Origin of the sequence: Flavobacterium galactosi, assembly GCF_048158585.1 — a bacterium.
Classification (GTDB): Bacteria; Bacteroidota; Bacteroidia; order Flavobacteriales; family Flavobacteriaceae; genus Flavobacterium; species Flavobacterium galactosi.
In genome coordinates this window covers 308006-328202 of record NZ_JBLNKV010000002.1, presented here as the reverse complement: position 1 = coordinate 328202, position 20197 = coordinate 308006, and the positions used below count along the sequence as shown (strand labels likewise).

The 20197-nt window shown below is 34.7% G+C and carries 11 protein-coding genes; 5 read left to right on the top strand and 6 right to left on the bottom strand.

The genetic code is table 11. The features are described 5' to 3' along the window. Positions 1–3 precede the first annotated feature (3 nt). On the top strand, positions 4–999 hold the full coding sequence (locus ACM55M_RS05475; RefSeq protein ID WP_416856575.1) for a PorP/SprF family type IX secretion system membrane protein: 996 nt from the start codon (positions 4–6) through the stop codon (positions 997–999). Between the two features lie 323 nt (positions 1000–1322). On the opposite strand, the gene ACM55M_RS05470 is transcribed toward ACM55M_RS05475, so the two are convergent. Further along, entirely contained in the window at positions 1323–2234 is a 912-nt protein-coding gene (locus ACM55M_RS05470; RefSeq protein ID WP_416856574.1) for a DUF6268 family outer membrane beta-barrel protein, read from the bottom strand. Positions 2235–2518: 284 nt separating this feature from the next. Here ACM55M_RS05470 and ACM55M_RS05465 point away from each other — a divergent pair, with 284 nt between their 5' ends. Continuing rightward, entirely contained in the window at positions 2519–2722 is a 204-nt protein-coding gene (locus ACM55M_RS05465) for a hypothetical protein (protein ID WP_416856573.1), read from the top strand. Between the two features lie 194 nt (positions 2723–2916). Further along, on the top strand, positions 2917–3372 hold the full coding sequence (locus tag ACM55M_RS05460; protein WP_416856572.1) for a hypothetical protein: 456 nt from the start codon (positions 2917–2919) through the stop codon (positions 3370–3372). A 563-nt stretch (positions 3373–3935) separates the two neighbouring features. On the opposite strand, the gene ACM55M_RS05455 is transcribed toward ACM55M_RS05460, so the two are convergent. From ACM55M_RS05455 to ACM55M_RS05435, 5 genes are read right to left on the bottom strand one after another with little or no spacing between them, the layout of a single operon-like run. After that, positions 3936–5744, bottom strand: a complete 1809-nt coding sequence (locus tag ACM55M_RS05455) for a prolyl oligopeptidase family serine peptidase (protein ID WP_416856571.1) — start codon at positions 5742–5744, stop codon at positions 3936–3938. After that, positions 5725–8703: a glycoside hydrolase family 2 protein gene (locus ACM55M_RS05450; protein ID WP_416856570.1), complete on the bottom strand. Its 2979-nt coding sequence runs from the start codon at positions 8701–8703 to the stop codon at positions 5725–5727. The genes ACM55M_RS05455 and ACM55M_RS05450 overlap by 20 nt, the downstream gene beginning before the upstream one ends. Beyond that, complete coding sequence (locus ACM55M_RS05445; RefSeq protein WP_416856569.1) at positions 8703–9827, bottom strand: glycoside hydrolase family 88/105 protein; 1125 nt, start codon at positions 9825–9827, stop codon at positions 8703–8705. Before ACM55M_RS05445 ends, ACM55M_RS05450 begins: the two co-directional genes overlap by 1 nt. Before the next feature lie 22 nt (positions 9828–9849). Further along, the gene (locus tag ACM55M_RS05440; protein WP_416856568.1) at positions 9850–12582 is read right to left on the bottom strand and encodes a glycosyl hydrolase; all 2733 of its coding nucleotides are present in this window, start codon (positions 12580–12582) and stop codon (positions 9850–9852) included. A 9-nt stretch (positions 12583–12591) separates the two neighbouring features. Next, positions 12592–13839, bottom strand: coding sequence for an oligogalacturonate lyase family protein (locus ACM55M_RS05435; protein ID WP_416856567.1), 1248 nt, complete (start codon positions 13837–13839; stop codon positions 12592–12594). Between the two features lie 983 nt (positions 13840–14822). Here ACM55M_RS05435 and ACM55M_RS05430 point away from each other — a divergent pair. Together ACM55M_RS05430 and ACM55M_RS05425 are read left to right on the top strand one after the other, a co-directional pair. Beyond that, a complete protein-coding gene (locus tag ACM55M_RS05430) occupies positions 14823–17939 on the top strand; it encodes a SusC/RagA family TonB-linked outer membrane protein (RefSeq protein ID WP_416856566.1) in 3117 nt (1038 codons plus the stop codon). A gap of 26 nt (positions 17940–17965) precedes the next feature. After that, positions 17966–19909 carry a RagB/SusD family nutrient uptake outer membrane protein gene (locus ACM55M_RS05425; RefSeq protein ID WP_416856565.1) on the top strand — a complete coding sequence of 648 codons (1944 nt, stop codon included), beginning with the start codon at positions 17966–17968 and terminating at the stop codon, positions 19907–19909. The last annotated feature ends 288 nt before the right edge of the window (positions 19910–20197 follow it).

Sequence of the window (20197 nt, the reverse complement as noted above, 5' to 3'; positions counted from 1 at the left end):
ATAATGAAAATAAAAATTACAACTTTTATAATTTTGTTTGTTTTTTCTTTAACGGTTAAGGCGCAAGATCCCATTTTTACACAGTATTTCATGGTTCCCGAAACGTTGAATCCTGGATTTACAGGATTCCTCGAAACGACTAACGCTGGAATATTGCACAGAACGCAATGGCCTGATTTGAATTTTAGAGTCGATTCAGATTTTGGTTTCATCAATACGTGGTTAGAAAACGCCAACAGTGGAATCGGGGTAAATGTTTTGAATCACAGGGAAAAATTCACGAATTATAATTTCACCCAGGTTAATTTTAATTATGCGTATCGGGTTCAATTAAATGACGATTGGTTTTTTAGACCCGCAATAGAAATGGGCTTTGGAAACAAATCGTATGGTTTTCAGAATATCGTTTTAGAAGACCAAATCAACATTGGGCAAGGAACCATTAACACATCGAGTGTAGATCCACTTTTATTAAATGAAAAAGTAACTTTCTTTGATTTTTCGGCAGGAATGCTGTTTAACAATGAAGAAGCATGGTTTGGTCTTTCTCTAAAACACATTAATAAACCTAATATCGCATTTTCAAACACCGGAAATGTGCCGTTAGGGATGTTTTTCTCTGCCAATGCAGGATATGAATTCTTACTGGGAGATTACATTGACATTACCTATTTTCCTTATGAAACCAAAATGCTTTTAACGTCTAATTACATGCATCAAGGACAATACAGCCGATTTGATTTAGGAATCGGGCTTGTTTTTAAAAAATTTTTCTTCGGGGTTAGTGCAGCTACAAATCCAGGGAAGAAAGTGGATAACAGTCATTTCTTGACTTCGGTAAACGCCTTTGGAGGATTGCAATACGAACATTTTAAATTTGGTTATTCCCATGATTTTAGTACATCAAAAATAGGTCAGACAGGTGGAATTTATGAACTCTCCGTAACCTATCAATTTGATTTGAAAGTAAAATGTTTCGGTTGTCCCAATTATTATTAAGCATTATAGGAAACCTATTAGACTGAAAAACCGTCTCGTTTATAATAACAAGAGGGTTTTTTATGAATTTGAAGTGTTGACAAAAATTAAAAATAAGTACTATTTAATCATTAAAATTATCGTTATAAACAGCATTTATTCTTTTGAGTTCAATTGCCTTTGGCTTTAGACAAAGGTTTTTAGAGGTTGCATTTATTGGCTTTAGCCAAAATTGTATAATTGTTTTGCCTAAAGTGAATTACACATTCAACCTAAATTCCGGAGACTAAAGTCAACGGCAATTGAAACAACAGTATTGCAGTATATTCAAAGATTAAATGGTATTATTTTTTAACCTTACTTAGATCAAAGCGATAAATGGTTTCCATCTTAAATAGGATAGTGTTTGATTTGTCTTGAAATAATTTTGTACGGTTATCACCAAATTTTAACGCTAGAATTTGTAAATCAAGTTTTTGATCGATTGGATATACTCTAAACTGGTTTAAAGAATATCCCATTTTTAGGCGTAAAAGAATTTTTTTATCGAACACGCTTCGTTGTACATAAGAAGAAAAATCTATCGAATTATTTTCTACATAATTGGAACGGATATTATCAGTTGTCACTTTGTAACTGTTTCCATGACCCAGAAAATCAACACCTATTTTTGTTTTATCAGTCAAACTATAATTGATATCAGCATCATTTGGCATAAAGAAATTCATCTCGAAACGTTTATCCGGACTGTGATAATAGAGACCAATGATTGGCACCATAGACATACCATAAGCTTCATTACTGCCGTAAAGTCCAACACTATAACCGAAGTTTTCGTTTCTTTTATATTTTAATAACGCTAGTCCGCCAAAGTAAAAATCGTCACTGCTCAGATGGATATAATCTGAGGCGACTTTTGGAAGCAAAAGGTATATTCCACTCCAGTGTTCAGAATGGCTTATTCTTAAACCAGCTCTTAAATTTGTTGAATATAAATGACTGTTATTGGAATCAGGGAATAATTGTAAGTTGTAGCTGCTGAAATTTACTCCGGTGATAACCGTGTATTTTTCATTTAAAACAACGGGTAAAGTAAGATTCGTTTGGAATGTGGATATAGTGGTGTTAATTGATGAATTTTCAAAGGTAGTTTTTTGCGATTTCCCATAGTTCACGGAAAATAGATCTATATATTCTTGAGCGTTACATAAAAAAGGTACTATCAAAAATAACAATTGTATTATTTTTTTTTTCATTTTATAAATTTTGATATTACGTTATTAATCCCAAATATTCATTCTTAAAATTAATAAAAGAAACCTCAATCCGCTTTAAACAAACGGGATAGTGATGATTAATCATCCTACTTATTTGGCGAATATAATGATATTGTTCTTCCGTAAAATTGGTATTTAAAGAATTCAGTGAATTATACAAGTAAACGGGAAATAATTTTGAATCCAAATAAATTTTAATCATTTCATTATCAGTACTTTTAGTTATATTATGTAATAAAAATAACTTAAAAAAAAATAATAGTATGAGAAACATTAAAAATTTTTTAAAACCAGTTTTGATATTAGTTTTTACCGTTGCATTTTTATCTTGTAAAAACAATAAAACTGAGAAAACAGAGCCTGAAGAAGTTAAGGCTATGGACACCACTTCTGCTGTTGTAGTCTTTGAACCTTTTCAAGTGATAGTGCATAAGCTGACCTTAGTAATAATTCTATTTTCACATTAAGGTGAAAAAACTACTTTGATACTATCAAATGATATTATCAATGAATTCTCTCTAATATATTACTCCTAAGATTTTAAAATTAATAACTACCATTTCTTAAAAATTACTGTTTTCTAAACCATCAAATGATAATTTATTCCTAAAGCGGAACAATGTGTGGAAAGGTTCGCAGTAACTTTAGCAAAAAAATAAATATGAGTTTATCTGATAAAGTTGAAGAAAATAATAATGCGGCCTTAAATCCAGTAACCTCAGAACTTGAAGCTTGGGTTGGAATTTTATATTCTTGTATTTCTGCGGACAATCTTATTAAGGATTCCGAAACAGCGTCATTATCCAAATTGTTATATTCAAAAGAGAGGTTTGCTGGAATTGATATCGCGCCTCTTTATGCAAAATCGTATCATTTAAAAACAGAACTTGGACAATTAAAATACATTGGGGCTTGTTGTGAACTAATTAATGAAGTAGATAAAGAAACGGTATTTGCCCTTGCTTTGGAAATCTTACTTTCGGATGGCTTGCTAGGGGAAGAAGAAAAAAACGTAATTGAAGTTTTATCAAACCAACTTAAAATGGATACCGGAATGACCAGTAAAATTATAGAAGTTATTTTCTTGAAAAATAAAGGTAATCTTAAAGAAATATAAGTAATTGCTGGAAAGATTAATACTTTGTTTAAAAATAGAAGTAGTCTAAAGCCATTATTTTTTTAAATAGCAATCACAATACAAAAGAGGATTTCCATACGGTCATTCTCTTTTTCTATTTCATAACCCTCTTTATATTAATTTTATTACGTAATTTAGAGTAATAAAATTGCAAACCACAATCGGTGCGAATAATCTATAACGGTGTATTTAAAAAAAATTGAATTATCAAAAAGAAAATCAAAATAGCGAAACAAAATATTCATGAAAGACTGCATCGGGAACCGTATTTCACGCATCCCAGATTGAAGTTTCTTCCTAATATTGTTGTGAACTTGGTTAGCTTTATACTTTCCATCACCGTGGTGGCTACGTTACTCTATTTTGTGCTGAATTATTTGGTTAAAAAGTTTTACCATTTGGATTAAAAAAGAATTGTGATTTCGTCTCTTCGAGGTTTTTCATAATCATGTTATCCATAATTTCTGTTAAGTAAGGATAAGTTTTTTTAAATAAAAAATAGAAGGCATTAAAAAGCCCTAATAAATAGGGCTAATAAGAAATTATTGTTTTTTTAATTGTGTAAGCACAGTTTCCGGAACTCTTAAAACAGTACCGTGACGAGTACCTAAAGGAAAACTAATCTTTTCGGAAATATCCTCCCAGCCATTTGCTGTTTCTTTTACAGCACCATATTTCTTCTGGGTATATTTATCAAAGTAAACTACCCAATTTCCATCTATTTTGACAGCGGTAGGTCCTTCAGCCCAATAATCACCTGTAATAGAATTACCAGCTTTAGTGTATGGTCCCGTTAAACGCTTGCTGTAGGCTATTTTTATGTTTTTCTGTATTGGTTTTCGGGTTTCATCTTTTAGATACATAACAAAGCCCTTATCTTGTTTTAAAATCGTGGCATCTATGACATTAAAACCAGGCTCATAAAGAAGTTTAGTACGGGTGAATTTTTTAAAATCTTTTGTGCTGGTATAATAAATTCTATGATTGTATCCTTTTTCTTCCTCTGATTGAGTTTCCGTAAATTTTCCTTCAATGGTTGATGCCCAATAGATAATGTATTTATTCGCTTTTTCGTCAAAAGTGATTTCTGGTGCCCAAGTATTGCGAGCATTTTTTTCATGAGCCATAACGGGAATAAATTCTTGTTTAGACCAATGAATTAAATCTTTTGACGAAGCATAGCCTATTCCCTTATCCGTCCAACTTACGGTCCAGACCATGTGGTACAATCCATCACCGCCCTTTATAATACAAGGATCTCTCATTAATTTATCTTTCCCGACTTCAGGAGTCAAAAAGGAAGTGTCATTTTTTAAAGTATTCCATTTATAGCCATCTTCACTATACGCTAAATGCAAACCATCTTCGCCATTTCCTTTAAAATAGGAAAAAACATATCCATATGCTTTTGGAATCAATCCGTTGGCAGCCAACCATTTTTCACAAGCTTTTGGCCATTCTCTATTCGTTCCTTGGGTGCCCAAACCAAAACCATGTCCGCCATTTTCATACAGATGCATTTCAGTTGGTACTTTGTTTTGTTTTAAAGCCAAATAATAATTGATGCTATTCTCAACAGGAACCGCCTTATCGTCTGTAGCATGCGCTAAAAACGCTTTTGGTGTATTGGAATCAACGTGCTTCTCATTGGAATATTTTGCAATCAATTCACTGTTTGAATTTTTACCCAAAAGACTCTCTTTAGATCCATTATGAGTAATTCCGTCTTCCATAGAAATCACAGGATATATTAAAATTGAAAAATCCGGGCGCGCACTTAGGTTGTCTTTCGAATCATATACATTGTCAGAATAATGTGTGGATAGGGTAGCGGCCAAATGTCCTCCCGCAGAAAATCCCATAATTCCTATTTTACTGGAATCTAAATGCCAGGTATCAGCATTGCGGCGTAATACTCTTACTGCCTCTTGTGCGTCTTGCAAAGGGCCAATGGTTTTGTCTTTCATAATGACATCACTTGGCAATCTGTATTTAAGAACAAACGCAGAAACCCCAATAGATTGAAACCATTCCGCTACTTTATCGCCTTCTTTTTCATGAGACAAAAGCGCATATCCACCACCTGGGCAAATAATTACCGCTGTGTTTTTGGAATTATTGTTATCCGCCAAAAAAACTTTCAAAGTAGGCTCCGTCACTTTTCTAATTCCCGTTATTTTTCCTTGGGAATCTAGTCTCGGTTCTTCCTTATAGCTTTCATTATTTATTGCTCCGGGAATCTGGTCCCATAATTTTATTTCTTTGTTTTGCGAAAAAATGGTATTTGTTAATCCGAAAAACAATACCAATCCCCAAAATAATACTTTACTTTTATTCATTTTGTTTTTCATAAAATTCTATTTCAACTATACGCAACTGCCCTTTAGCATCTACTGCTGTTTTATCTTTGAATAAATCTAATTCTTTATTTGCCTCGACTTCAATAATTTTGTCAAAAGCATCTTTTTCTGAATTGATTCCTGTTAATTCAATAGTTATTTGTTGTGCTAAAACGGGTTTTAAAGGCAGCGTAATATATCCTAAACTTTGCATAGTATCCCCTTTATACACTTCTTTTCCATCCGCTAAAATTCGAATAGGATAACTTTTGGTTCTCCATCCCGTGAATTTAACCACACATTCATTTATTGCGGAAGGTTTGGTCAAGGTATATACTATTCGGCCCGTACTTATTTTTCCATCATTGGACCATTCTGTTAGTTCATTGTCATCATAACTTTTATAAACGTCTTCATTGTTCGACAAAGCAGTGGCATGTGAAATAAAAACAGGATTCCTTTTTAAGGTATAAGAAGCCGTTTCAGGAGTTGGTCCTTTTTGTAAATTAGATAACAAATCGGCTCCCGGCAATTGTTTCGAAAGTCCATTTTCAGTTGAAACTGCAGTTGCATTCAAGACAATTTCTGACGATTGTAAGCCTTCAGATTTGGCAGTAACACGTATTGCTCCTGATTTCAGGGTAGATTGTAACATGATTCTATTTACTCCGTTTTCTACAGGCAAGTTCTTTAAAAGAATATAATTATCCGGTCCTTGAGCGATTCCTCCTAACCATGTTGCATCTCCAGCAACAGAGAATTCAATCATTGCATTGTTTGTTGGACAACGAATACCGTCTTTATCGACTACTTCCACATCCACCAAGGCAACATCGGCACCATCCGCTAACATTCCGTTCGGGTTGGTGTGTTTAGATAGTTTAATTGCAAATGGTGCTCCGGAAGTGGTTTTTGTTGCTTCGCTGAGTATTGCTCCTTTAGCATTATAACTTACTGCTTTTATAGTTCCAGATTCCCATTGAATATTGTCAAAAGTAAAGAGAAAAGAATTGCTTCGCGTTCCAAATCCTTTAGATTTACCATTAACAAAAAGTTCCACTTGGTCTCCTGTTGAAACAACATATTCCTTTTTTGCAGTGGTATTGGTATAATTCCAATGGCCTAAAAGATGCGTTCGGTGTTTTTCTATATCTACCCAACCATCCCATATCACTTGATGTGTGAAAAAACCATCTTTCGGAATGCGCATTGCGTCCACTTCGCCACTGGTTCTGTAGTTTGATTCGCCTCTGTGATGGGTATTGGAATCCGAAAAAATAATATTTACACCTCCGGAATTTACTCTTTTACCGGTTCCCGGACGTTCCCTAAAATAATCATTCCATCGGACAACATTTTCAATGGCATGTCTATCTTGATTGTGATTGTAGTCTGCTGCATTTTGTCCGCGATACAATGGACCTTCGCCTTCTTTATGATAAGGAGGGGAATATTCATCCCAATATTTACGCAATCCTTCGTCTCTGGAATATTCCGTAGCCCACAATGGTTTTTTTGCACTTTTATTGATGTAGAGCATTTCTCCTCCGTATTCCGCTTCTTGACTGTCTAACATTTCACGGGAACCAATGGCCCTTCCGCCATAAGGATCGTAGGTATTCCGAAGGCTTTTCATTTCTTGCATATGGGGTTCACTGATAACTTCATTCCCACATTCATAAAAAATAATACTCGGATTGTTTCGATTGTAAATGATGGCATCCCGCATCAGGTTGACACGATGATTCCATTGCTCGCCTTTAGCATCTTTTTCGGCATCACCTGCAGGCATTGCTTGCATTAGCCCAACTCTGTCACAGGATTCTATATCCTGTTTCCACGGTGTAACATGCATCCATCGCACTAAATTACCATTTCCTTCCACGACTAATTGATTGCTAAAATCACTTAACCATGCTGGAACTGACATTCCTATTGCTGGCCATTCATTACTCGTTCGTTGCGCATAGCCTTTAATCTGTATCACACGGTCATTGAGTACAACTTCCCCTTTCTTAAATTCCGTTTTACGGAAACCCGTTTTGGTATGTACTTCATCAATAACTTTTCCATCCACTTTCAAGATGGTTTTTACGGTATACAAATAACCGTAACCCCAACTCCAAAAATATAATGATTGTAGTTGCTGACTGGCTTTAATTGTTTTTATTTCTCCCGGAGCAATTGTTATTTTTTCTCCAGAAAATTCCGCCACCTTTTTATTTTCCATATCGAATAATTCTACCTGATACGAAAAAGTTTTAGGAATCGCATATTCATTTTTCACCTGAGATTCAGCCGTTATTAATGCTGATTTCCCCGGAATATTAATTTGAGTTGCATGGATATAAGTCCCTGTTGTTTCCAAGCTTGAATACAGGGGTAAGGTTTGATATAATTTGTCGGTTATATGCAGAAAAACATTCTTTGGAATCCCTCCATAATTTGCATTAAAATTGTTGTTATTCCATTGAAAAGTGGATCCCGTTTTTTGTTCTTTGTATTTCCAATCGTTATCAATACGAAGCGCCACAATATTTTGAAAAGGATAGGGCTTTATGAATTCGCTAATGTCTAAACCAAATGCCATGACCCCATTTTCATGCATACCGATTTTTGTTCCATTCACATAAATTACACCACCTTGACGAATGCCTTCAAATTCTAAAAAAATCTTTTTATTGGAAATACCTTGAGGCAATTTGAATTTTTTGCGGTACCAAACAATTCCTGTTGTTATATCTTCAATTGATTTTTTAAAAGCCTCCTTCTGATTGTAAGCATGCGGAAGCGTAACCGACTCCCAATTTTTATCATTAAAATTGATGTTTTTTGCCTCCACGAAATCTCCCGATTTCAATTTCCAATCTGCGTTAAAATTGTATTTATTTCTAACAAATTCCTGCGAAAATGAAATCGAAACAGTCAATAATAAGAACCAGAAACATAAAGCTTTTAAATATTTATCCATTATTTCATTTTATAAATTTCTGATCCTGCCAATAAAAAACAACCTAATCCATAATCTTCAAAATCAGGAATTTTATCATAGGATAGCGGTTGACCGTCTTTTGGTTCTTTACCGGTAGATTGCAGGTAGCCCAAAAAACCATTATCATGTAGACTTTCTTTTGTCATGGCATTCCAAGCTTTTTGAATTACTGGCAAATACGTTTCTTTTTTTAAAATTCCACTATTAATACCATAAGCCATTCCGTAAATGAATAGTGCTGTGCCAGATGTTTCTTTTTCGCCAAAATTAGTTGGGTCATGCAAGCTTACATTCCAAAAACCATCTGTGCGTTGAACTTTAACTAATGCTTCTGACATCGCTTTCAAATCTTTTACATATTGTTCTCTATGAGGTGCATTTTGGGGAATTATGGTCAGCACTTTGGCCAAAGCCGCAATTACCCAGCCGTTACCACGACTCCAATAGCAATCTTCTCCATTAGGTTCTTTATACGGCGGATCAAAATCGGCATCACGCCACCACAGACCATCTTTAGGATTATAAAGTCCATGGTCTCCATGTTTATTTCTGGAAAACATATACATTTCATACATTTTTTCGAAATAACGATTGTCTTTTTCCAATACACCCATTTTTGCAAAAACAGGCATTCCCATTTGTATGGCATCAATCCAAGACCAGTCGTTCAATTGAGGAGTATTAAGCAACATATTGATATTTGCTTTTGTATTCTTCAATTTTTTAGCGTCCGGCTCTAAGTTGTATAGATCGATATAGGTTTGAGCTGCACAATAATTGTCAGCATTTCGGGTAGTATTTCCGCTATTAAATCCCCATTTATGAAATTCGGACCAAGAATAGGCATAATTATAATAGGCTTCTTTTGGGTAAATTTCATGTAAGGCCATTAATCCTTCATAATACACCCCACGAGTCCAAATATTGCTGGGACGTTCCTTGTTGGTAATTATAGTTTTACCGGTATCTGGCCATTTATCCATAAAATAGCCATTTGCCAATTGCATTTGTTTCAATACCAAGTTTCTGTCAAATGTTTGTTGTGCCATTGCTGTTCCCGAATATATAAGGGATATAGCGAAAAATAAAAGTAGTTTTTTCATTTTTTGGAATCGTTAATTAAAATTAATTGTTTTCTTTTAATGGTGTAATAGTAATCGGGCCTAACAATCCTGATGGAGTAGGATACCATTTAGTGGCATCGAATTTTTTATAATCCTTATCTACCATATTTATTTCGTAAAAAATCTTCCATTCTTCTCCTTTGAGTTCCATATCTCTAATTCTGTTGGCTCCAAGATTAGTGACTTTAACAGTCAATGTATTTTTTCCTTTTTTCAGCTTTCCCAGGTTAATTGTAAAAGGTGCCGACCAAGCGGTTCCAATATACGAACCATTCAACCATACTTTGGCACTTTCGCGTACATCGCCAAGATTCAAATTCCAATTATCCGCTGCTGTATTTGGAGCATCAAATTGTAACGTATAGGTTGCTGTTCCAGAAAAGGCTTCTGCTTCTGGACTTAATTTTGTCCAAGATTCTAAAGTTGAAACTTTGGCATTCGAAGGTAATTTAGGCCCTCCTTTATCAAAAGACAGTTCCCAATTCCCTTTTAAAGCAATGGCATCGGCTGTTTTTTGATAATATTTCCATTCCTGCTGTGACGCTTTATCTTCCGTTTTAAGGATAAAAGATTGTCCGGATTCAAGGTGAAGCTTAACTAATGTTGCATCTGATTTTTTTTGAACAATAGCATTACCGTATTCTTTGGTTAACGGATCAAAAATTACCACTTCCTTATTGCCAATTTTTAACGGAATAAAACCATCGATTGCCTTAGCAGTATGATTAACCAAATAGTATATTTTTTCTCCGTCAATAGTTCTTCGGATGTATTTTAAACCCGTGTTAACTAGAGTTTCAGGATATACTTGTGCTTCATCTAATGCTTTGAATAGGTTAGCAACAGGTTGAATGCTTTTTTTATTTTCTTCCATTAAAGCAGCTAATTTTTTGTTCTGGTTTTCATATTCATAATAACCAGGAATTGATGTTGGAAGCCCTTGGAAAATAATTGCTCCTCCGGCTTTTTTCAAGGCTATTAATTTTTCTAAAGTTGCCATTGGCATTTTATCGCAGGCAGGAACAATCAAGGATTTAAAAGTTCCTCCCGGTAAAACTATTTTTCCGTCTTTAACCTGTGCTTGAGAAATAAAATTATCAGAAATAAAATCTACTCCATAGCCATTCTTCATTAGGTTTTGGGTAGTATCATAAAAAGCAGTTCCTTTTAACCATTCTGAAAGAGAATGTATTTTAAACTGAAAAAACAAAGTTCCGCCTTGATACTTGTTCCAAGTATCATAGATAGGCCAATACAATAAGGTTTCATTGTCTGATTTTCCCTGTTGAAGCATCGATTGACAACTGGCAATATAAGAAAATAGGGAAGGAGCATCCTCCCAAGTGGGATCGGTTGCATTAAAATTTGCGGAGGCATAAAATTTCCAGCCCGGCCATTTTGCTCTTTCTGGCGAATAAGTAGAACCATGAAGAAATATATGGTTGACTCCATTGAGAAGTAATTCCTCAGCCTCTGGTTTACATTGCGACAACGCGATTTTAAAATGATCGCGTAACCAAGTAAAAGTCTCTGAAGAAACCAATGGTTTTCCTGAAATATGTGCTGCAGAGGAAGAAAATTTAAGCATAACAGGATCGGCATCACCTTCTCGAATGTCTTGTTTTTCTCTTCTTAAGCCCGAAATGTCAAATGGCATAGAACCAAAAGTTTCGCATTCTGGAATATCTGCGGAAGCGTATAAATCAATCAGATTCCCTGGGGATCCATGTGCTTGAAGTCTTGTTTTAAATTTTTTGGTATGTGCCCAATTGGTCCACGGCTTATCAAAACGGTTCAATAATAGATCGGAAAGGGTTTCGCGATAATCGCTTTTAATTCGGTTGTCCGCTTCATCATCCGTTTTGCTTAATAGTTTTGGGAGTTGTTCTTTAAGATCATAACCTCTTCTGCTTTCAAATTCTTTCAGGAATTGAGGCGTAAAATCAGTGTCGTATACCTCATAACTATCATTAAAAATCGAACGTACTTTTCCTTCAAATCCTTTGAACGCTTTATCAAAAGGTACTACATAAGCATTAAGTGCCTCTTCTGAATAATGATCTAAAGTGTAGCCTTTTCCTCCTGGGGCTGCACGTTTTACCTGCTGTCCCGTTTTTCCGCTAAAAATGGCATACAGCGTATAATCTGTTTTTTTTGCTTTCCATTTTAATAGTGTCCCGTCCAATTTATCCGTCAGGTCTATATATGTACCATCAGCACCATAACCCACGACATTTAATAGTTGGGCCGGTACTTTTTCTTTGGTACTGTCAGGTTTGATTTCTTGAATGATTTTTGCTCCCTTTTTTACACTATATTTTTCTACCACTAATTTTGTTGCGGCATAGGGCAAGGTTACTTGAGAACCTCCATAAGGCCATCCTGTTCCTAAAACCATGTCAACTTGCATACCAGTACTATCTGCAATGTGAATTGTATAATCAAGCATTTCCATCCATTTTGGGGAGAGGTAATCTATAAAATTTCCTTCTTCACCTTTTACGCCATAAATAGGGGTTATTTCTACACCACCAATACCAGCCTTATGTAAATTGATAAGGTTTTTTTTAAGATTAGGCTTGTCAACGGCGCTTCCCATCCACCACCAACGGGCCCATGGTTGATTTGTATTTGTTATTTTTGGCCATGGCGAAACTGCTGTTGTTTGAGCAGAAGATTCATGAGAAAAAAGAATTCCTATTGCAATAAGGATGTAATATTGTTTAAATTTCATGGACATATATTATTGTTTAAATTTATCAATTGCTACGGCATATATTTGGGAATTCCCTTCAAAATTAGCCCTAAAAATAATCAATTTTCCGTCTGGAGAAAAATGTACATTGGGTTCTAATTTATAATTATGATTTTTCATGTTCACTAATTTTGTGGAAACCATGTTATCCCCTTTAGGTATAAAGTGGTAAATCCATCGACCATCTTTGGCATGGGCAACCTGTCCATCGTTACCACCATCACCAGCAAAGGATTTTAAATCTGGAGCAATGTTGTAATGAATAGACCATTCATCGCGTTGTAATGCGTACCGTTTTTCTTCTCCATTTTTAAGATTTTTTCCTGCAAGATAAAAAGTTTCTCCTCTGGGTATTTGAAGGTCAAACCAAATTGTTTTACCGTCAGGACTAAAAAATTCATGTCCAGCAATTTCCCTTTCAATTGTTCTTTTGTGAATGATTTCCTTATTTTTTGTATCAATATTCACATTCCATATCCTATCCACCTTATGCCAAGGTCCTTCGTGGCAGTACATCAATAATTTAGGATCAGTTGGAGAGAATTGCTCATGGTTCAACCAAGATTTTTCAGAAAATAATTCTTTTAGGCTTCCGTTTGCTACATCAATTGTGATTAAAGTGCGCTCTAGCTTTGCATCATATATTCTGTCGAAAAAGTCCTTTTTCTCAGGGTATTTTTTCATTATTTCTTGTTCTTCTTTGGAAGATATAACCCCACCAAGCATAGTTTCATCAGCATTTAAAGTAGTTATAGATCCCATTTTGTCCGTTGGGAATTTAAAGATAAATGTTGTTTCGTGTGTGTCAATGTGGGTAGCAAAAATACTGTCATTTATTCGGTAATACACTTTACGTGTTTTGTCACCTACAATTTCGCCACTTTTACTTCCGGATTTATTTGTGATTTGAACAATATTCTTTGTTTTCAAATCAATTGTAAATAATTGCGACCCATTAGGAGTACTTCCGTAAAAAACCATTAACCATCCTTTTTTGTTTTTTGTTGGTAAAAATGGATTGTTGTGAAAATAAAAACTGCTATTGTTTCCTTTTCGGTCAATCAACTTTTCTATTTTGTGTCCAGTTTCTGAATCTATCCAAACGGTAGCCAAAGAACTTTCTTTGGATGTTTCTAAAACTGGAATCTTGCTTTGATTGCTAATAGTACTCTGTTTTTCTTTACAGGAAAAACAAAATAGTATCACAATAGCCAACACTATTTTATGAGTTCTCATTTGCTGTTTAAATAAAAAATTTTAAAGTAAAAATAGAATCTCTCTTCAGAAATGCTATCCTGTTGCATCCTGTGTTTTCGAATATAGCGTTATCAATGTCGTTTAATTCAAACAAATTCATTCAGTTTTTCCTTTTTCATGGCTCTTATTTATAAATTATTAGTTTTAAAAATCCCAATAGCCATGATTTTTTTGTCTTGTTTCAAAATAAAAAACTTTGAATTTAGATGCTATTTTTATAAGGTGGGGAAATAAGAAACTCATCAGGATTTATTTTTAAAATAACATAAAAACGAACAATTACACTGTGATTTTATTTCTCTATGAATTTCCAAACTTTTTTTTCAGCATTTCAGATGTCGAAATTTCACACAAAAACCTTAAAAATTATATAATTGTCATATTTACAAATAATAATTTATTAGAAACACAAAAAATTAAGTTAAAAATTCAAAATATTGAATTGCAATCGATTACATGATAATTAAAAGTCAATTTTACAAAAAATCATAAAATATTGAAAATAAGCAGGATAGTACAGGATAAGTATAGGGTGACGTATAAATAGTTTTGAATAATTTACTAATTTAAATCTTTAAGAAAACAAAATTAATCTTTTTGATAAGCTTAATCATGTATTCTATAGTGATTACCTGATTTAACTAATGTTATCAAAGGTTTCAGAATTTTTATTAGAAGTGTTTTTTTTTATTGTTTTTTTTGTATTTATAATAATTTATTTGAATTTACTTTGGTGAATTGAAAATTATTATATAGTTTTGTGTAATCGATTACATTTATTTAAAATTGATATATAAACGTATTTGTTACAAAAACAGCATTAGGCATAGAAAATGAAAACTAATTCAGCAATTTTTCTATAATACCTATAAAGAGCATAGAGACAAATTAGGTTAGAAAAGGTTGTCTGCTGTTTTGTCAAAATAATTTATTTGAATATTAACTAAACTAAATACTATTTCATGAAAAACAAACTTAAAATTTTGATGAGCACCATCATATGTGTATTGATATACACATCTGGTTATGCTCAAGGAAAAACAATTACGGGGGTAATAAGCGACGCCTCAAAATTCCCTATACCAGGAGTAAACATCCTTATAAAAGGAACCCAAAAAGGGGTGAGTACCGACTTTGATGGTAAATACAGCATTGCAGTTCCAGACGGAGCTACGTTAGTTTTTTCTTATATAGGTTTTAAAGCAAAAGAACAAAAAGTAGGTGCTGCAAGCTCCTATAATATTACTTTAGAATCTGAAAGCGCAACATTAGATGAAGTTGTTGTTGTTGGTTACGGTGTAAAGAAGAAAAAAGATCTTACCGGATCTATTGTAAGTGTAGGTGCTGAAGAAATTGCCTCTAGACCTGTACAAAATGCGGTGCAAGCCATGCAAGGAAAAGCCGCTGGGGTTGATATATCGTCTAACGAACGTCCTGGACAAGTAGGAAGTATTACTATTCGTGGGGCTCGCTCTATTTCGGCTTCCAATTCACCACTTTATGTTGTGGATGGAATTCCTTTAAATTCGAGACTTGTTACCGATTCAGCAGGAAAAATTAGTGTTGATGCAAATTCGGGTGGAATTGATTTTTTAAACCCAAATGACATTGAAACAATTGACGTTCTAAAAGACGCTTCGGCTACCGCTATTTATGGTTCTCGTGGTGCCAATGGGGTTATCATTGTAACAACCAAAAAAGGTAAAAACGGAAAATTCACTTTAAATTACGATACTTCTATTGTTACAGAAACGATACATGAGAATGCTCCAATGATGACTGCGGGAGAATATATCGAATTTCGTCGTTGGGGAAGACATTACTCAAATCCAACTGCTTTCCCAAAAGGAGATGCGCCAAATATCGTGAATGATAAATTAATTTTCTTGGAATCTGCTGATCCATCAGCATGGGCAAACATCCAAAAAGGATGGGCTGGAGGTACATGGGATGGTTCTAAAGTGGCGACCACCGATTGGACTAAATTTGTTACCCGTACCGGGATTACGCAACAACACAACGTAAGTGTTAGTGGTGGTACAGAGAAAATGAAAGCGTATGGTTCTTTTGGCTTTTTGGATAATACAGGAACATTAAAAGGTCAAGGTTACAAACGCTACAATGGTACTGCCAGTATTGATATTACACCAACTAAATGGTTCTCTATGGGAGCCAATCTTAATACCAGCTATAGTATAAACGAATTCGGACAATCTAACGTAGGTAGATCTGCCACTACAAGTTCTGGAGGGATATATCAAACAGCTCGTGCTAATCTTCCGTACGCAGTTCCTTATGACAGCAATGGAGTACGTATTGATAATCCAGGAGGAGATACAACTATTAGAACCGTTGTGGGCGAAGACAAATTCTCTCAAGACCAACGTATAACATTACGTGCTTTTGGTAGCTTTTATGCGCAGTTAGATTTTGGTTCATTTTCTCACGCACTTGATGGTTTAAAATACCGTGTCAATTTTGGTCCGGATATTACGTCTTACCGCGACGGGGTGTTTTTAGATGGTAAATCAGCGATTCGTTCCGGTACAAGTTTTGCTTCATTGGCAAAAGAACAATCCATTTCTTATACTTTAGACCATTTACTTTTTTACAATAAAACAGTAGGCAACCATAATTTTGGCTTGACTTTATTGCAGAGTCAAACACAATATCACAATGAAGGAAGTGCCATGTCTGCCAATGACATTAAAAATGTGGCAAACAAATGGAATGCTTTAACTCCTGCAAATGTAACGCTTGCCAGCTATTCTTCTGGCCTTACAGATACTGGATTGTTATCTTATATGGGTAGAGTAAACTATGGCTATGCAGACAAATACTTACTTACGGCATCAGTTCGTCAGGATGAAGCTTCTCAGCTAGCTCCAGGAAACAAAGCTTCGATTTTTCCTAGTGCTTCTGTAGCATGGCGTTTAGATAGAGAGAATTTTTTGAAAGATGCATCTTGGATTAACCAATTAAAACTAAGGGCAGGTTACGGAGAAACCGGAAATGCCGCAGTACCTGCTTACGCTACCCAACCTCCATTAACAGGAATAGTTTACGCAACAGGAACTGGTGTAACAAATAATACCTCTTTAGGTAATTTAGAATTGGGCTGGGAGCAAACGGCACAGTTTAACTATGGTATCGATTTCTCTATGTTTAACAGCAGGTTATCTGGTGCTTTAGAATATTATACAAGTCAAACTACTGATTTATTATTAAGAAGAAGTGTTCCAACGGTTATTGGAGTTACTAATACGTATCAAAACGTAGGTGAAACAAAAGGAAATGGAGTAGAACTTACTTTGAATACTATAAATGTAAGAACGAAAGATTTTGAATGGAGTTCTAGCTTTAGTGGTTCCTATCAAAAAAGCCGTATTGTTTCTTTACAAAATGGTAAATTTGATGACATTAATAACAACTTATTTATCGGACAATCGCAAAATGTGATTTATGGTTTTGAATCAAACGGAATTTGGAAACCAGAGGATGCTGTCGAAATGGCTAAATTCAACGCGTTTTCAGCTACACCTATTTTTTCATTTGGAAATGCCAGACCGGTAGATCAAAACGGTGACTATAAAATTGATGCTAACAACGACCGTGTGATAATAGGTAGTGCTGATCCAAAATTTATAACAGGATTAACAAATACTTTTAGTTATAAGAATATCGAATTATCTTTCTTTGTATATGGACGTATGGGATACACCTATAATACAGGAGGAGAAAACGAAGGTGCAAAAGGTAGTCAAAGAGCTATTAATTATTATAATGATAATAATACCAATTCAGAATACCAAAAACCAATCTTTTCGGCAGGTACTGGTGATTCCTTTTTTCCTATTTTAGGGTATCGTAATGGTTCGTTCTTAAAAATACGAAACATCTCTTTAGGGTATAGCTTCACAGAAGAATTGGCAGAGCAAATTGGTGTTTCTAAAATGAGATTTTATATTCAAGCAAGCAATCCAGGTATGATTTTTTCTAAAGTTAAATGGACTGATCTAGACACACAAACAACTGCTTCTAATAGAGGATTTACTTTAGGAATGAATGTACAATTCTAAAATTAAATTTAAATAAAAAATAAATTATGAAAAATTATAAAAAACTATACATCAATTTGATGCTAGTTGCTACATTGGGCCTTAGTACCTCCTGTAACCAAGATTTCCTGGACGAAGAATTAAATACTGCGTATAGCAAGGATTATTACACCACCGAAGTAGGAATTCAAGCTTTGGCTGTTGGAACTTACTACCAAGTATTTGCAGCAGAATTGAGTAGCGAAGTGCCTCTTACCGCAACACAATCAGGTACAGACGAATTTCATGCTGGTGGAGATCCCTCTAACTGGACATGGAACTCGTACTCTACCGGTCTAAAAGCTTTTGTAACAGTATCTAATGCTAACACTGTTGCAGCTAACACTAATTGGGATAATTTGTATATTGGAATTGGTAATGCCAATCAATTAATTGAATCAGCTACAGCAATTGTTTCTACTAATGATGCTATCAAGAAAACAGCATTAGGGGAAGGGTACTTTTTGAGAGCTTTCAATTACTTAAAACTGGTGAGCCAATATGGAGGTGTACCTATAAAATTGACTACCAGTTCTAGTGTAGAATTGGAATTTACCAGAGCGACTCCAGAAGAAGTATTTAAACAAGTAATTGCTGATTTTACACAAGCGTATGGTTTATTAAGTAATGCAGGAGCACCTGCTAAAATTACTAAAGATGCCGCTGCCCATTATTTAGCAAAAGCTTATTTAGCACGTGCTAGCGAAATTAATGACAGCTGGAACTCGACCACAAAAGCAGCGGATTTGCAACAAGTAGTTGCCTTGTCAGACCAAGTTATTGCTAGCCATCCATTAGCCGCAAATTTTGGCGATTTATGGAACTATACAACAGCAGATGGTGCAAATGAAAAACTACCGGAATTAATCTTGTCTGCTCAGTTCAATGCCAGTGCTTTGACTTCCGGAGGGAATCAACAACACTTGCATTTTCTTTCAACGTATGACCAGTTGCCTCAAATGAGACGTAACTTGGCTGGGGGAAGACCATTTAGCCGTTTGGCACCTACTTATTTTGTTTTTGATGTATTTGATCAGGTAAATGATTCCCGTTTCTGGAAAAGTTTTCAAACAAAAAGCATCGTAAATAATAAATCAGGAACTTATTATGTAAATGGTGATTTAGGTATTATGTACGTTATCAATAACGCTACGGACACTCGCTTTGCAAAAACTAAAAATACAGACGCTATAATCTATTCAAAAACCGGAAAAACAATTCCAAGTGTTTATGTAGCTTATGCAGCAGACAAAGTTGGCTTAATGGCAGATGTAAGATTTCCATCTTTAAGTAAACATCTGGATGGTAACAGGGTAGATGTAGCTAATACAAAAGGATCTCGTGACATGACATTAGCGCGTTCGGCAGAAACCTATTTGATGGCCGCTGAAGCAAAAGTGCGTTTGGCTAAATTAGGAACAGCTAGTTTTGCAGATGCTCTATCTTACATTAATACAGTTCGTACACGTGCTAATTACAAATCTGGAGAAAATCGTGCTGCTTATACTGATGGATCAGCTGCATGGACAGTTGCTGGACAAGTAGGGATTCCTATTTCTTTTATTCCTGAAAACTCGTATTACGAATCTAATAACATTGCAACTACAACTGCAGCGACTAACTTAGCAATTGCAAGCATTAGTGCCTTGCCTGCAGCGGATCAGGCTGTAATTACAAAACTAGGATACTCTAGTGATTACGACCGAATGCTGTGCTTAGTATTGAATGAGCGTACCAGAGAACTTTGTGGGGAATTTCACCGTTGGGAGGACTTAAGCAGAACTAAAACTTTGGTAGCTAGAGCAAAAGCTTACAATCCTGAAGCAGCTCCAAATATTCAAGATTTTCATAACCTGCGTCCTATTCCTCAAACTTTCTTAGATGGAATATATGCAAGTGGAAAACCATTGACGGCTACTGAAAAACAAGCAATGCAAAATCCTGGTTATTAGTCTAAAGGATCTATTATTAAATATTTTTTTAAGCGCTATAGTTTTTACTATAGCGCTTTTTTTATATACTTCTTTCTACTTTAAAGGTCAGCAAAGACTATTAGTATAACCAAAAATGAAATAAGCATAAATATTTGACTCTTTTATTAAATATTCTTTTTTCATATAGTTTTTTCCTGTTTTAATAACAACAAATGAGGTAGAAGTGTCTCTTTATAATTCTGAAAAATTGCTGTATGAAAAAGGAAATAAAACAAGATTAACTTCTAGAAGTATTCGTAAATACAG